This window comes from Sporolactobacillus terrae (assembly GCF_019930545.1).
Lineage (GTDB): Bacteria > Bacillota > Bacilli > Bacillales > Sporolactobacillaceae > Sporolactobacillus > Sporolactobacillus terrae.
Map to the genome: position 1 here is coordinate 781845 of NZ_CP082837.1, position 14992 is coordinate 796836.

A 14992-nucleotide genomic window follows, 5' to 3' on the forward strand; every position below is an offset into this window, starting at 1 on the left:
TCAGATAGGGTGGATCTTACGTTGAAAAAGCTGCTGCATCATATTGACTATTCTTTACTCGTAACCATGTCGCTCTTGATCGGATTTGGGTTGATCATGGTCTATAGCGCGGGTTCGGTTTGGGCACGTATCTTTTTTTCTACGCCGCAGCCGGCCAGCTATTTCTTTGTTCATCAATTGAGATGGGCGGCTCTTGCGGTGCCGGTTGGCATTGTGGGGATGGTTGTCCCATATAAGGCGTATCGAAAAGTTGTAAAACCGATGATTCTTCTATCCTTTTTTTTATTGCTCTTGTTATATGCTTTGGGAAGTACTGTTAACAATGCACAATCATGGTTACGACTTGGATCGTTTAATCTTCAGCCTGCTGAATTAGTAAAAATTACAGTTATTCTCTATTTAGCTTCCGTATTTTCGAATAAACAGAATATGATCGCTGATTTCAAAACATCTGTTGCGCCGCCACTCATCGTTATTATGATTTTCTTTTTTATGATTGCGAAGCAACCGGATTTTGGTACAGCAATGATTCTGATGATGATATCCACGGTGATGGTGCTTTGTGCAGGACTTAGAACGAAGCATTTACTCTTTTTGGGTTCGCTTTCTGCTGTCGCGGTTATCGGCGTTTACCATTTTGCATTAAGCGGCAACCAACTCGGGCGATTTACAGCTGCCTATGATCCGTTTTCCGTTGCGGATAAGACGGGTCGGCAGTTGATCAATTCATATATAGCTATTGCTTCAGGAGGATTGACGGGAAGAGGTCTTGGTCAGAGTATTGAAAAAACGGGCTTCTTGCCGGAACCCCAAACGGATTTCATTATCTCAATCATTGGGGAAGAACTTGGCTTATTAGGTATTTTGTTTGTTGTATTATGTATTGCTTATCTTGTGTTTAAGGGATTCGTGATCGCAATCCGCTGCAAAGATGTATTCGGCAGTTTGCTTGCTATTGGGATCTCAAGTATGCTTGCAATTCAAACGTTTGTAAATTTGGGAGCTGCTACCGGTCTTTTACCGATTACCGGGGTAACTCTGCCTTTTGTCAGCTATGGTGGTTCTTCGCTGATCACAATGGTTTTTTCAATCTGCGTTTTAATGAACATCTCTGGGTTTGTTAATTTAAAAAGGTCGAGCCAAATAGAAGGGAAGAGAGAGAATGTTAAAGCGAAAAATTAAACGATTGCTAATTGCTAACCGTGGTGAGATTGCAATCAGAATTTGTCGTGCCTGTACGGAACTCGGTATCCGAACGGTTGCCATTTATTCCAAGGAAGATATCAGCTCCTATCATCGCTATAAAGCTGATGAATCGTATTTGGTCGGTAAAGGAAAAAATCCGATTGAAGCGTACTTAGATATTGACAGCATCATTGAAGTGGCAAAAACGCATCATGTGGATGCAATTCATCCAGGATACGGTTTTCTCTCTGAAAATGCCGAATTTGCGCGCCGTTGTGAAGAAGAAGGCATTATTTTTGTCGGTCCGCGTCCGGAACATCTGACCACATTCGGTGATAAAGCTGCTGCCAGAGAAGCAGCGCTTAATGCAAATATCCCGGTTATCCCTGGATCGGGTGGACCTGTGTCTTCTGTTGAAGATGTCAAAAATTTTGGTGAAAAACATGGTTACCCAATTATAATTAAAGCGGTGCTCGGCGGCGGCGGACGCGGAATGCGTATTGTCCGCAGTGCGCAGGGTGTTGAGGAAGCTTATGCACGCGCAACCTCCGAGGCAAAGCAGACATTCGGAAAAGAAGATGTCTACGTTGAAAAATATCTGGATCACCCACGTCATATCGAGGTTCAGATTATGGCAGATCAGTCAGGCGAGATCGTTCATCTCTATGAGCGGGACTGTTCGGTTCAGCGCCGTCATCAGAAAGTGGTCGAAGTGGCACCAAGTCGAGGACTAGGTGAGAAACTACGTCATGAGATTTGTGAAGCTGCCGTTCGTCTAATGAAGAGTGTTAATTACTTAAACGCGGGAACGGTTGAATTTTTGGTTACGCCAAATGGCCAGTTTTACTTTATTGAAGTAAATCCGCGTGTTCAGGTTGAACATACAATAACAGAATTAATTACCGGAATCGATATTGTCTCCTCGCAGATTCTGATTGCTGAAGGTTATGGTCTTCACGAGGATCCGGTACTGATTCCAGAACAAAAAGAGATTCATACTTACGGCTATGCGATTCAATGCCGTGTTACAACAGAAGATCCAAGCAACCAATTTATGCCCGACACAGGTAAAATTGTTGCTTATCGGAGCGGGGGCGGTTTCGGTGTTCGTCTGGACGCTGGCAATGCGTTCACAGGTTCCGTGATTACACCCTACTATGATTCGCTACTCGTCAAACTGTCAACATCGGCGCGCAGCTTTAAAAGTGCTGCGGTAAAAATGCTGCGTAACCTAAAGGAATTTAGGATTCGCGGGATTAAAACCAATATTCCGTTTCTAATTAACGTGGTCAAACACCCTGATTTTCTCGAGGGCAATGTTTCGACAACCTTTATTGATACAACACCGGAACTGTTTGTTTTTGAAAAAATATTGGATCGCGGAACGAAGATGCTGAGCTATATTGGCAATGTAACGGTTAACGGTTATCCGGGAATTGCAAAGAATAAGAAACCGATCTTTGATGTTCCGCCAATTCCGGATGTGAAATTATCGGATCCCTATCCGGGCGGCACAAAACAAATTTTAGAAGAGAAGGGCCCTAAAGGCGTTTCTGAATGGGTTAAAGCACAAAAAAAGGTACTGCTTACGGATACGACATTCCGTGACGCACACCAAAGCTTGCTCGCCACAAGGATGCGGACCAAGGACATTATTCGTGTCACGGCACAAACGGCACATCTTCTGCCTCATTTGTTTTCAGAAGAAGCTTGGGGCGGTGCAACCTTTGATACCGCGTATCGTTTCTTAAGAGAAGATCCTTGGGAACGGCTGCATAAGATCAGAGCCAAGATGCCGAATATCTTGCTGCAAATGCTTTTACGCGGATCGAATGCTGTCGGATACAAGAATTATCCGGATAACCTCATCAAAGCATTTGTCAAAGAAGCGGCAAAACATGGTGTCGATGTGTTCCGTGTTTTTGACAGCCTGAACTGGATTGAGGGGATGCGTGTTTCCCTTGATGCGGTCATTGAAAGCGGGAAGATTGCCGAAGGCACAATGTGTTACACCGGTGACATTCTTGATGGATTACGTACCAAATACACGATTGATTATTATAAAAAGATGGCTAAGGAACTTGAAAACGCCGGCGCACATATTCTCGGTATTAAAGATATGGCGGGACTGCTCAAACCTGAGGCAGCGTATCGGTTGATTGCCGAATTGAAGGATACGGTTGATATTCCGATCCATCTTCATACACATGACACAAGCGGAAACGGTATTTATACTTATGTCCGAGCCATTGAAGCGGGTGTTGACATTGTTGACGTTGCGATTGAAGCGATGGCAGGGATGACGTCTCAGCCGAGTGTCAATTCGCTGTATTATGCGCTCAGTGCGAATGACCGCAGACCGGACCTATCAATTGACGCTTTGGAATCGCTCAGTCATTATTGGGAAAAAGTACGCGCCTGTTACTTCCCGTTCGAAAGCGGCATGAAAACCTCGAATGCAGAGATTTATAAGTTGGAGATGCCAGGCGGTCAGTACAGCAATCTGAAGCAACAAGCGATTGCGGTGGGACTAGGCGACCGTTTCGAAGAAGTTAAAGATATGTACCGGCGTGTCAATTTGCTGTTTGGCGACATTGTTAAGGTGACACCATCTTCCAAAGTGGTTGGCGATATGACCTTGTATATGGTGCAAAATAATCTCAATGAAGACAGCATCTATGAAAAAGGCCAGACGCTTGACTTCCCTGACTCTGTGGTTAACTTCTTTATGGGTGAACTTGGCCAGCCGTATCAGGGTTTTCCGAGGGAATTGCAGCGTATTGTTCTGAAAGGCAAAAAGCCGTTGACCGATCGACCAGGAAAAAATCTTGAGCCGATTAATTTTGACGATATTCAGGCACGCCTTGAAGAAAAATTTGAACGTAAATTTAAATTTCATGAAGTGCTTTCTGCGGCGCTTTATCCTAAGGTCTATACAGACTATCTGCATTTTTGCGATACGTTTGGAGAAAATACGGTGCTTAGTACGCCGACCTTCTTCTATGGCCTTCGTTTAGGTGAAGAAGTATCGGTAACGATTGAAGAAGGTAAGATGCTTGTCGTTAAATTAATTTCAATCGGCCATCCACAAAAGGACGGAACGCGGACTTTGTACTATGAATTAAACGGACAGCCGCGCGAAGTATCGGTGAAAGATGTGAATGTCCAATCATCTGAAACGGCGCATGAAAAAGCTGAGAAAGATAATCCACATCAAATTGGTGCTTCCATGCCAGGTACGGTCGTTAAAGTTCTTGTATCTTCCGGAGAGCGTGTGAAGAAGGGCGACCATCTGCTCGTTACTGAGGCAATGAAGATGGAAACAACCGTCCAGGCTTCAATGGATGGGACCGTTAAAAAGATACATGTTAATGAGAACGATGTAATCGAAACTGGGGATTTGATGATTGAGTTAAGCTAATGTAAAGAATTGGATAAGAAAGAGCCGGGGGAATTTCCCCCGGCTCTTTTCTTGTTGTACAGCATTATTATTTTTTTTCTGGACGGCAGCCAAACAAAATGAGGATGGTTAAAATGCCAAAATATCCGGTTACAAAGAATGCATGAAGCAATAAAAAGAGTAAATTCATCTTCGTGGTGATAATGAATATCCCTGCTACCGCTTGAAGAAATACCAAAATAAGAATGATAAAGAGCAGATTTGATAGTTGTTCTTGACTCTTGTACCGCTTTATTGCTGCAATCAGTGTTCCGATTAACCAGACAAGCAAAATTAATGCAAGGGCGCGATGTAAATACTGAACCCCTGCCTTACTCATCCATGGTTCAGGGAACAAGTGCCCATTGCAGAGCGGAAAATCGGTACATCCCAGACTTGATTCGGTATGGCGGACAAAAGCACCTGAATAAACCAAGAGATAAGTATAAATGCCTAATAAAATAAAATTCCATTTCATTGGCGTCCGCACGGAGAGATTGATCCGATAACGATTCGGATTGACTTGTTCAAAAACGAGACAGGTCAAAAGAACCATGCTTGCAAATGAGAGCAGTGAAATACCAAAATGAAGTGCAAGGACAACGGAGGACTGTCCCCAAACGACGGCAGCCATGCCAAGAAATGCTTGTAAAAAAATAAAAAAGACAGAGGAACAAGCTAGAAAACGCATGCCCCATACGTGTTTGAAACGAATCCATACCCAAACGGCTTGGGCAACGACAAGAAGTGAGGCTAGTCCTGAAACAACGCGATGACTATACTCAATCCAAGTATGGTGGGTTTGCGCATCCGGAATGACTTTTCCATTGCAAAGCGGCCAATTATTTCCGCAGCCATATTCCGAGCCGGTATTCGTTACGAGTGCCCCCATCAATACAACAATCAGTACAGCAAGTGTACCGGCAACGCTGATCATTTTTAACCATGTAGAACGCATAGAATCACCTGATTTTCTGTTTTTGCAGATTGCGATTTGTTAACCGCATGGTTCCATTCTATCAAATTTTGCCGAGCTGCTTGCATATTTCGCTCAAATTCAAAGGCTTTGGCCTTAAAAAAGGCTGCATTTTCATCAAAAATCCGATAAATGAATGAAAAATAGTGATGTAAATCATTGAGTATTACATAAGACAAATCGGAGCCGTTCCTTTATAATTAAATGGGAACGATGTGTTAGACGACGCGTTTTGTTTGCTGTTAGTCAACACGGTTTATTTAATAAAAAAACAGCTTATCCCTTTATGCATAAGAAAGAAGGCATTCTATGATGAAAATGATCGACTCCTCTAGCCAGGCTATTGAATCGCATGATACAACGCCTTTGCGAGATATGGTACGCGATGTACTGACGACCGTAAAGATTGGCATCGTTGATTCTAATCTTTTTACCACTTTTTCCGGGCTTATGCTGGCGATGCACTTTACTGGAGCAAGTTGGCTTGATGTATGGCCGCAGATTCTCTTCGTTCTCATTGGAACAGCACTTGTGATTGGCGGAGGATGTTCACTGAATAATTATATTGATCGGGACATTGATCCGTTGATGGAGCGCACGCATGAACGTCCGTCGGCAACCGGAAAAATGACAGGAAAGACCGTACTAGTTATGGGGGTTGCCTTGTCCGTGCTCGGCCTTGTTGCGCTTCTTGCTGCATCAATAACAGCAGCGGCATTCGGGTTACTGGGCCTGCTTGTTTATGTTCTGGTATATACCTTGTGGCTGAAAAGAAGCCATTCGATGAATACCGTCGTAGGCAGTGTAGCCGGAGCGGTTCCGCCCATTATTGGATGGGCAGCCGTTGACCCTTCGCTTAACTCGCCGATTCCTTGGATCATGTTTCTTATCCTATTTCTTTGGCAGCCTCCCCATTTTCTTGCACTTGCAATGAAGCGCGTTGAAGAATATAGGCGGGCGGGAATTCCAATGCTTCCGGTTGTTGCAGGGTTTGAGGTAACCAAGCGGCAAATGATTGTCTATGTAGCTGCTTTAGTTCCAACGTCGTTTCTTCTTTATGAGCTTGGACCGATCTACATTATAGGCGCATTGGTTTTAAGTTTTACTTGGCTTGGGCTGGCGATATACGGGTTTAAAGCGAAAGATACCATTAAGTGGGCAAAGCTGATGTTTGTTTATTCACTGAATTATATGATGCTGCTCTTTTTATTGATGATCGTTGCAGCATTGTTATGATCTACTTATTGCATCATTAATGAGTCGGAGGCGCATGCTTTCGGCTCTTTTTTACAGTGAAGAAAAAGCTCGAGAAAATAGCGGTCTCCTCCTGTTCCTCTGGAATGGTCCCTGACCTGCAGCTGCGCTATGAGACCTTTGGATCACTGCAACGGCCTAACATATGTCCTCTTCCACGTTCATACATTTAATATGATTGATGATGAGGAGGGCAAGCGATGCTGAACTTAATTGAAGTGAATGAACAAAATGCCAACCAGTTGATCGACGTGTACAGACCGATTCATGAAGAAACCTGGATGCTTGGGCTTGAATCGAATTGGCTTAATCAATGCAAACCTGTTCAGCGCCATCGATCGCAGACCACCTGTTTTATTGCGGTAAAGGAGAAGCAAATGATAGGTTTTATTGCCATACAGGGTCATTCAGCACCTGAAATAAAGCATTGCGCATCGCTAAGCATCGGCGTGTTGAAGGCGTTTCGAGGCAATGGTTATGGAAAAATGATTCTCGAGAAGGCAGAGCAATGGGCACATGGGCATGATATTTTTCGTCTTGAAGCTTGTGTGGGTTATGAGAACCGAGCCGCTCTGCTGCTTTTTGGAACTTCAGGATATAGTGTAGAGGGGATACGCAAAGAAGCCTTTCAACGAGATGGAGCCATGGTCGATGCGTTCTACATGGCAAAGTGCCTAAAAAAGGAATGAGGAACAATAATTCGGATGGAACTTTTTTAAAAGTGTTAAAGTAAATGATATATCGGTCGTTTACGGGTTTATCAATGTGAGGAATGGGACAGAATGGGACTGGAAAGTCAAGGGAGGTTAAGCCGAGTTGAAACTACCAGTCTCGTTTAAAAAAAGCTGTACAATCCTTATTATTCTCTCATTCTGGGTCGCGGGCATGATTCTCTACGTACAAGCGTGGCATCCTGTGTCGGCGAAAACAACCGCGACCACCCAAGAGGAACGTCAAATTTCTCCAGTCGCTGACCAGGAACGAGAGATACTTAATCAGGTTCAGCGGCAACGTAACGCATCCCATCAAAAGCCTGCTGAACCGGATTGGGACTTGTTTCGTGCGTCACGCATCGTCGCGCAGCAACTTGCATCCCAAGATTCAGCGGAAAAGGGGAACATTGAAACGATGTTGAGCGACTTGGGTTATCATCCGGGCAGTGTTCATGTCTTGAAAATGCAGCGCAATAGAAGACCCATGGACGCTGCTCAGATTCTGCGTGATACAGCAGATGCCAAGCTTCTGCAATCAGCGCATCTTTCTCGCATCGGGGTGGGCTATGCATCGGGAAGAAACGGACAGGTCTGGATTGTTTTGTATCGTGACCGCGCCGCAGATAAATAGCTGGGCAATACCCCTTTAACCGTGCTCTGGAGCGGATCGTTTATCTGTAAATTGCAAGACTTGCTATAATGGTAGAGGTTGCCAAGTATTAAGGGGGGATGGAAGATCAGAAGAACGAATGTGATTATCTTTTTCATTGCCGTAGCCGTCTTTGCGGGTACCTTCATAATCAGCTTGGTCAGTCTGCCTTCTGAATATCCGGATCACCCTTCGACAAATCAAAAGTTGTCTCTGCCGTCAAAGTCGAGCTTTAAGGTACCGGAAAGCGGTATCCATACGCTCATGGGCAAGTCGGAGAAGCAGTTGAGCAAAATGCTTGGAAAGCCGGAACGTGTTGATCCGACCAAGTTCGGCTACCGCTGGTTTATCTACGGAAGAGAAAGTGAAAACTATGTACAAGTAGGCATTGATGTGAAAACGGATCGCGTCACAACGATCTATGCACTTGGAAAACAACTGAAACTAAATCCATTCGCCATCGGCGAAGCTTCTCAAAAAATATATGAAAAGGTGCCGATCGAAGCCGATCTTTCCTTCAATTATAATGGAACAAGAATAAATTTTGAGCTAAATGAAGAGGATATGATGATTCGTCCCTTAATGAAATTTGGCAAGGACTGGGTACAATTAAACTTTGATCATGTCTCGGATCGTTTGATTGGTGTCCGCTATATGACGACGGGTGTTCTCGCCGCGCAGCATCCTTATTCAATGACCTATCAAGGACAGCTGCCGAAAACACCGAACTTAAATGATAAAGAATGGATAGCTGTAAATCAAGCAGAAGACCAAGAGATCTTTGACATCAGCAATGTCATGCGTTTGCGTTTTAACAAGCCTATGCTTAAGTGGAATAAACAGGCCCATCAGGCAGCCTATCAGCATAGTAAAGAAATGCAAACCAGAAATTACTTCTCACATGATTCAAAGTGGTCGGGCGACCTTAAGACACGTCTTGATCGGCAAAACGTTTATTTTCAAACGGCGGGAGAGAACATCGCTGCCCGGTATCCCGATGCGGCTGCGGTAAGTCTTGGCTGGTTAAACAGCATTGATCATCGTAAAAATCTCTTAAACGACGTATTTACAGAACTGGGCGTTGGATCGTATAAAAATTATTATACTCAAGATTTTGTCACCCCCCTTAATCCATAAGCATGGACCAAGGGCTTTTTTATCATGTACTGATGCACCATTTTCTCAGGGGATGACTATGATAAATGTAGGAGTTCCGATACGGGAAGGAGTGTGTCCTCATGGCAGAGGAAAAGACAAACGCTGCGATTGGTCGCTTTAAAACATTTCTTCGAAATCATCCTGAGATTGTGGCATATGTTCATAAGAATGACATAAAGTGGAGAGATGTGTTTGATGATTGGGTCATTTTCGGCGAATCTCATGAGGTATGGGAAAAATACGGCTTAAAAGAAAAATCAAGTGAAGATGACGATGAAAAAAGTCATCCAGCGTTTTCTTTTCATAAAGTCTTGAAGGTTGTGGATAATATTGATACAAAACAGTGGCAGGAAAGGCTTGAAACCATAAGCGGTGCGATCACCGGCATTCAATCATTTATCGGGCAGTTTCGTCAAAATAGCGATCAGGATCCACAAAATAGCACCAACAATCAAGAACAGCCAAATCAAACCGAACATCCGTCTGCACCTGCACAAAATCCATTTTTCTTTCGAAGGGATTGAGCCCGATGAGAAAAGAAATTCAGGCCTATTTAGACCAGAATGCTGATCTAAAACTATTTGTGCGCATGCATCCGGAATGGTACCGGACGTTGAGCAGATCGCCGTTGGAAGTCCAAAGACTTAAATCAGCGGCGGATCTTTTTTATGGCCGAACATTCAGTCAGCGGTTGGATCGTTTTAATCAGCGGGCGAGTATGATGAGTATGTTCGTTGCGATGGCGGAGGCCATGGCGGAAAAGAAAGCATAGTCCAACCAATCGGCCGGCATTCGAATCGATGAATGGCACTTTGCGTCCATTTGTTGTATATTTTAATAGAACTGGAGGTGTTCGAGATGATTGGAACATTGGAAAATATCTCGCTTTTGGATGAGGCAGACGAGCTTGCTGCGATGATGATTCAGTCGGAGCCCTATGTGAGCTATTTAGAGAGCAAACGTAATGTTGAACGTGATCAAAAAGCGCAAGAACTTGTTCGTGCTTTCTTAAAAGTGAGAGATCGGTACGATGAAGTGCAGCGGTTTGGCAGATATCATCCCGATTACAAGAAAGTGATTAAAGAAATGATGCAAATGAAGCGTGAGCTTGACACGCATCCTTCGATTGCGGCCTATAAACAGCAGGAGAAACAGTTAAACGATCTCCTTGGTGAATTAAGCAAGGTTTTGGCATATGCCGTTTCTAAATCAATAAAAGTACCGACTGGAGATCCGTTTTTTGACCGCTCGTGTGGCAGCGGCTGCGGATCAGGTGGAAAATGCGGCTGTCATTAACGTTAAGACATCCGTTTCTATTGTTTCGATGATGCTCAGAGAGAAGCTGGGTTTCTGCTTATGGATCATTAAGCGCGTGTGCGGATTGTTCCTGAGTATAAACCCTTAAAGGACCGGAAACAAAGGGGTGGTGTGTTTCAGTGGGGATTCAGAACAGAGACGGAATTATTGTCTGGCTTTATAATACAAAATATTTACGTGTGCTTCGGCGTTATGGTTATGTGCATTACATTTCAAAACGAATGAAATATGCGCTTCTTTATTGCGATCATGAGCAAACAAAAAAAACCTTGAATCAGCTGCTTAAATTAAAATTTGTTAAAGCAGTGGATGTGTCGCATATGCAAGAGGTTAGGACGACCTATGAAAAGGGAAAAAGCAGAGCTGAGGAACGCGACGAGAGGCTTATGCGCGAGCAAGTACGCTGATCGTTAGCGTTTAACAGCAGCGGACAAGCGGAATGAAGTGGTCCGCAATTGAAGCGATGATTGTCATGAACGTGGCGGATAAAATGGAGTAAATTTAAAAAAAGAAAAAACCCGCAGGCAAACTGCGGGCTGTCTTTACGCATCAAAAAAGATGCAAGACAATGGGAGAGGAGAAACCGGCGGAAAACTTATGGGGAAACGTAAGCATCCGCGGTTGGGCCAACATCTCTCTAGGATGTTGCCAAAAGCTAGTATTCACCATGCAATGAAATTATATACATGGTAATTGATTGTGTGTGTGACAGGGCTGAGGCGGACATGCGTTTTTTTTGTTTCTTCGGCTAGTAAGATCAATCGTCTATGGAAGATTGATTCTTATCCGGTATATCTTCAAGTGGAGGGTCGATTCATGCGAGTGATTTCAGGAGAAAACAAAGGACGACGGCTGAAAGCTGTGAATGGGCGAATGACACGCCCGACGACGGATAAAGTAAAAGAAACGATTTTTAATATGATTGGTCCTTTCTTTGATGGAGGTGCTGTTCTTGATCTCTATGGAGGAAGCGGGGCTCTGGGCATTGAGGCACTCAGTCGCGGTGCGCGTGCGGCAGTTTTTGTTGACCGGGCGGGAGCAGCATGTCAGACGATTCGTGAAAACATCGCGCTATGCCGCTGTGAGAATCGTTCGAAAGTGCTTAAACTTGATGCAACACGTGCTCTGGAGCAGCTAAGCAATGATCAAATGAGATTTGATTTGGTTTTTTTAGATCCTCCTTATGCAAAGCAACACATTCGATTGGACATCGAAACACTCATTGAAAAGGATTTGCTGGCTGACCATGCGGTTGTTGTTGCAGAGCATGAAACGGGAATTGAGCTTCCTGAATTTTTTCATGAACGGCTAAGTCGGGAAAAATATCGAACCTATCAGGGGCAAACGGCAGTATCGATCTATATCTGCCGATCTGAAAAGGGAAGTGTTTCGGGTGAGTGAACGAATTGCGGTTTATCCGGGCAGTTTTGATCCGGTGACCTATGGACATTTAGATATTCTCAAACGCGGGCTTACGGTTTTTGACCATGTCATTATTGCTGTACTGAATAATGCGTCTAAGCACCCGCTCTTTACGGTTGAGGAACGTGTCGACATGCTCAAGAAAGCTACAGCGCATTTGGATTCGGTGACGGTTGATTCTTTCGAAGGTCTCCTTGTGGATTATGTACAAAAGAAAAAGGTCAGCGTTGTGTTGAGAGGGCTGCGCGCCATTTCCGACTTTGAATATGAACTGCAAATTGCCTCAATTAATAAACATTTGAACCCGAAAATTGAAACCTGTTTTATGATGACGAGTAATCGGTATTCTTTTCTGAGTTCAAGTATGGTTAAAGAAGCTGCAATGTACCATGGATCGGTTCATGAACTCGTACCCGCTCAGGTGGAGCAAGCGTTAGAAGCAAAGTTCAGCAGCGGCAGGTCATCCATTTAAATGATGACTGTGTGAACAAACCCTGTGCAACTGGAGCACGATAAAGATAATGAGCATAACGAATGTAAGCGTCGGTCCCCAAACAACTGCGTGGTGTGTCAGAGCACTTACGTTCTGACTGAACGCGGTTGTTGTTTCAATGCCGCTGCTTGTAGGGAATACGTGAAAGAGAAAGAATGCAGCGATGGATGAATAGATCATTTGCAGGATGCGTCCTATTAAGAACAGACGAGAACGGAGTCCTGCTTGAGAAAGAATACTGACTGCTTGGGCTTGAATGGAAAAGCCGCAAAAGCCAAGCAAGCCAGAAACAACGACAACTTGTTCAATGAGCGGCACCGATGTTAACTCGGCAACCGATTTGTCGCCGATTGTCAATTCGAAAAGCCCCGGAATCACCGCTGAACCAAGCTCGGGTGAAAAGCCAATCCATTTGAAACATATGCTGAGGACTTCTCCCAAGAGGTTGATTGCACCAATGTTGAGGAATAATTGATACAACATTGAAAAAAGAGCGATGAAACCACCGATGGCAAGCAGTGTCGAAACGGATGATACGACGGCATCGCCTATTTTTTTCCCGAACGGCTGATTGCGCGCAAGACGTTCTTGGTGCATACGCTCAAGTGCATATACAAATCGTGAGCGGACCTGGATGGTACTTGTCTTTTTTTTGCTTTTACTGAAGAAGCGCATGGTTAAACCGACACAAAGATTGCCAAGATAATGGGAAAGCGCGAAAATAATCCCAAGTGAGGCTTGGTGAAAGAACTGAACAGCGGTAACACTAAAAATAAAGAGCGGGTTGCTGAAATTTGTGAAGCTCGCCAACCGTTCTGCTTCGGATTTGGTTAGTTTCTTGTCTTTATAAAGGTCGGCTGTGATGCGTGCGCCAGCAGGGAAGCCAGAGACAACTCCCATCATTAAAACAAACCCGCCGATTCCCGGTAAGCGAAAAATCGGCCGCATCAGTGGTTCCATCAAAATACCGGCAAAATTGACAACACCGAAACTGATCATCAATTCTGCAAGCACAAAGAATGGGAATAATGCCGGAAATACTTGGTTCCACCAAATGGTTAATCCCTTGATCGAACCGCCGACAGCAACTTCGGGATAGCAAACCATAAGTGCGACAAGGGAAACTGAGCCGGTCGCAAGCAAATAAGTAAATGTTTTTGATTGATTCATTGATTGGGTTCACCTGCAATTTTCAGCGTATCTATGACTTGTCCGTTATGACACTAACTATACGTTTCGATCTTCGCTGATAGACCAATCGATGATCAAAAATAAATAAGCGCATACTACATATAATCACAAAGGTGATTCTCTCAATCGAAATTTTGTAACTGAAGGAGGCGGCGTTTTTTTGCGGAGAAGAGTGATAAAGTGGACCTTGATCATTGCTGCTGTTGTGCTCCTCGGGCTTAACTTTGTCAGTACGCCTTATTATGTGCAACGTCCGGGAAAAGCAGAATCAATGGCGAAAATGGTTCAGGTGACCGGAGCAAAAAAAGTTGACGGAGCCTACCGTCTTGTCTATATCTATTTAGGAAAAGCGAATATTTACCAATACTTATGGGCGAAATTCGATCGGAATAAATACACAACGTTGGTTAAAGAAAATCAGGTTAAAATGCCTGAAGAGGATGAGCAGGATTATAATTTGCGTCAGCAAAACTATATGAGCAGTGCCCAGCAGTCAGCAGCCTATGTTGCTTACAAAGCTGCGGGCAAGGCGCCGAAATTAACGGAAGCCGGAGTACTCGTCCTCGGTGTCATGCAAGGGATGCCAAGCAGCAAAGTGCTTAAGACAGGGGATCTGATTACAGGGGTAGACGGTCAAACCATTAAAACTGTGCAGGATATGGATCGCGTAATAAAGATGAAGAAGCTTGGCGACACCTATCGAGTGACGCTAATGCGCGGTCATCGAGTCAGGAACGTAACCGTAAGATCTGCACCATTCCCAAAACAATATGTTGGGGCAGGCAGAGGCTGGGGGATTGGAATCTACCAAGATAATCATGTCAAAGTTCAGGTGAGTCCTAAAGTAAACTTCGACATAGAAAATATTGGCGGACCTTCTGCCGGGCTGATGATGACACTGGAAGTATACGATCAGTTGGTCCCGGAAAACCTTGCAAGAGGAAGAGACATTGCTGGCACCGGAACAATTGGCTTAAACGGCCAAGTCGGACCCATTGGAGGGATTGCTGAGAAAGTAGTCGGGGCGTCCAGATCGGGTGCGGATATCTTTTTTGCCCCTGCGGCCGATCATGAATATGAGACTGCTCGGAAGACGGCAAAAGATATCCATACAAGAATGAAAATTGTAAAGGTCGCGACATTTAAAGAAGCCATTGAGTATCTGGAACAATGACGCATATATGATTGAAACAGG

15 protein-coding genes are annotated in these 14992 nt (G+C 44.3%); 13 read left to right on the top strand and 2 right to left on the bottom strand.

Annotated elements, in window-relative coordinates:
- The first annotated feature begins 21 nt into the window (after positions 1-21).
- On the top strand, positions 22-1182 hold the full coding sequence (locus K7399_RS03535) for an FtsW/RodA/SpoVE family cell cycle protein (protein ID WP_028977851.1): 1161 nt from the start codon (positions 22-24) through the stop codon (positions 1180-1182).
- Positions 1163-4606 (top strand): pyruvate carboxylase, encoded by a 3444-nt coding sequence (gene pyc, locus K7399_RS03540; protein WP_028977852.1) that lies wholly within the window; start codon positions 1163-1165, stop codon positions 4604-4606. The genes K7399_RS03535 and pyc overlap by 20 nt, the downstream gene beginning before the upstream one ends.
- A 67-nt stretch (positions 4607-4673) precedes the next feature.
- Here pyc and K7399_RS03545 read toward each other — a convergent pair whose 3' ends face one another.
- Positions 4674-5582, bottom strand: a complete 909-nt coding sequence (locus tag K7399_RS03545) for a COX15/CtaA family protein (protein ID WP_028977853.1) — start codon at positions 5580-5582, stop codon at positions 4674-4676.
- A 330-nt stretch (positions 5583-5912) separates the two neighbouring features.
- Between K7399_RS03545 and cyoE the strand changes: the two genes are divergently transcribed.
- From cyoE to coaD, 10 genes are all read left to right on the top strand, one after another.
- Positions 5913-6836, top strand: a complete 924-nt coding sequence (gene cyoE, locus K7399_RS03550) for a heme o synthase (protein ID WP_201770059.1) — start codon at positions 5913-5915, stop codon at positions 6834-6836.
- Positions 6837-7054: 218 nt separating this feature from the next.
- Positions 7055-7543 (top strand): GNAT family N-acetyltransferase, encoded by a 489-nt coding sequence (locus tag K7399_RS03555; RefSeq protein WP_028977856.1) that lies wholly within the window; start codon positions 7055-7057, stop codon positions 7541-7543.
- Positions 7544-7670: 127 nt separating this feature from the next.
- Positions 7671-8198, top strand: a complete 528-nt coding sequence (locus K7399_RS03560) for a hypothetical protein (protein WP_028977857.1) — start codon at positions 7671-7673, stop codon at positions 8196-8198.
- 78 nt (positions 8199-8276) lie between these two features.
- The gene (locus K7399_RS03565) at positions 8277-9353 is read left to right on the top strand and encodes a CAP domain-containing protein (protein WP_223362478.1); all 1077 of its coding nucleotides are present in this window, start codon (positions 8277-8279) and stop codon (positions 9351-9353) included.
- 101 nt (positions 9354-9454) lie between these two features.
- Complete coding sequence (ylbD, locus tag K7399_RS03570) at positions 9455-9898, top strand: YlbD family protein (RefSeq protein WP_051578075.1); 444 nt, start codon at positions 9455-9457, stop codon at positions 9896-9898.
- 5 nt (positions 9899-9903) lie between these two features.
- A complete protein-coding gene (locus tag K7399_RS03575) occupies positions 9904-10146 on the top strand; it encodes a YlbE-like family protein (RefSeq protein WP_028977859.1) in 243 nt (80 codons plus the stop codon).
- An 86-nt stretch (positions 10147-10232) separates the two neighbouring features.
- Positions 10233-10670 (top strand): YlbF/YmcA family competence regulator, encoded by a 438-nt coding sequence (locus tag K7399_RS03580; protein ID WP_028977860.1) that lies wholly within the window; start codon positions 10233-10235, stop codon positions 10668-10670.
- Between the two features lie 140 nt (positions 10671-10810).
- The gene (locus tag K7399_RS03585; protein ID WP_028977861.1) at positions 10811-11098 is read left to right on the top strand and encodes a YlbG family protein; all 288 of its coding nucleotides are present in this window, start codon (positions 10811-10813) and stop codon (positions 11096-11098) included.
- Positions 11099-11507: 409 nt separating this feature from the next.
- Positions 11508-12092: a 16S rRNA (guanine(966)-N(2))-methyltransferase RsmD gene (gene rsmD / locus K7399_RS03590; protein ID WP_028977862.1), complete on the top strand. Its 585-nt coding sequence runs from the start codon at positions 11508-11510 to the stop codon at positions 12090-12092.
- Positions 12085-12585, top strand: coding sequence for a pantetheine-phosphate adenylyltransferase (coaD, locus tag K7399_RS03595; protein ID WP_028977863.1), 501 nt, complete (start codon positions 12085-12087; stop codon positions 12583-12585). Before rsmD ends, coaD begins: the two co-directional genes overlap by 8 nt.
- Here the strand turns inward: coaD and ylbJ are convergent.
- On the bottom strand, positions 12574-13776 hold the full coding sequence (gene ylbJ, locus K7399_RS03600) for a sporulation integral membrane protein YlbJ (protein ID WP_028977864.1): 1203 nt from the start codon (positions 13774-13776) through the stop codon (positions 12574-12576). The genes coaD and ylbJ overlap by 12 nt on opposite strands.
- 181 nt (positions 13777-13957) lie before the next feature.
- Between ylbJ and K7399_RS03605 the strand changes: the two genes are divergently transcribed.
- Entirely contained in the window at positions 13958-14971 is a 1014-nt protein-coding gene (locus K7399_RS03605) for a SepM family pheromone-processing serine protease (RefSeq protein ID WP_028977865.1), read from the top strand.
- Positions 14972-14992: the final 21 nt, after the last annotated feature.

Coding starts and splice junctions, on each gene's coding strand:
- cyoE (WP_201770059.1), top strand. CDS start 5,913: ATGAAAATGATCGACTCCTCTAGCCAGGCTATTGAATCGCATGATACA.
- K7399_RS03575 (WP_028977859.1), top strand. CDS start 9,904: ATGAGAAAAGAAATTCAGGCCTATTTAGACCAGAATGCTGATCTAAAA.
- ylbD (WP_051578075.1), top strand. CDS start 9,455: ATGGCAGAGGAAAAGACAAACGCTGCGATTGGTCGCTTTAAAACATTT.
- K7399_RS03545 (WP_028977853.1), bottom strand. CDS start 5,582: ATGCGTTCTACATGGTTAAAAATGATCAGCGTTGCCGGTACACTTGCT.
- K7399_RS03555 (WP_028977856.1), top strand. CDS start 7,055: ATGCTGAACTTAATTGAAGTGAATGAACAAAATGCCAACCAGTTGATC.
- rsmD (WP_028977862.1), top strand. CDS start 11,508: ATGCGAGTGATTTCAGGAGAAAACAAAGGACGACGGCTGAAAGCTGTG.
- K7399_RS03580 (WP_028977860.1), top strand. CDS start 10,233: ATGATTGGAACATTGGAAAATATCTCGCTTTTGGATGAGGCAGACGAG.
- pyc (WP_028977852.1), top strand. CDS start 1,163: ATGTTAAAGCGAAAAATTAAACGATTGCTAATTGCTAACCGTGGTGAG.
- ylbJ (WP_028977864.1), bottom strand. CDS start 13,776: ATGAATCAATCAAAAACATTTACTTATTTGCTTGCGACCGGCTCAGTT.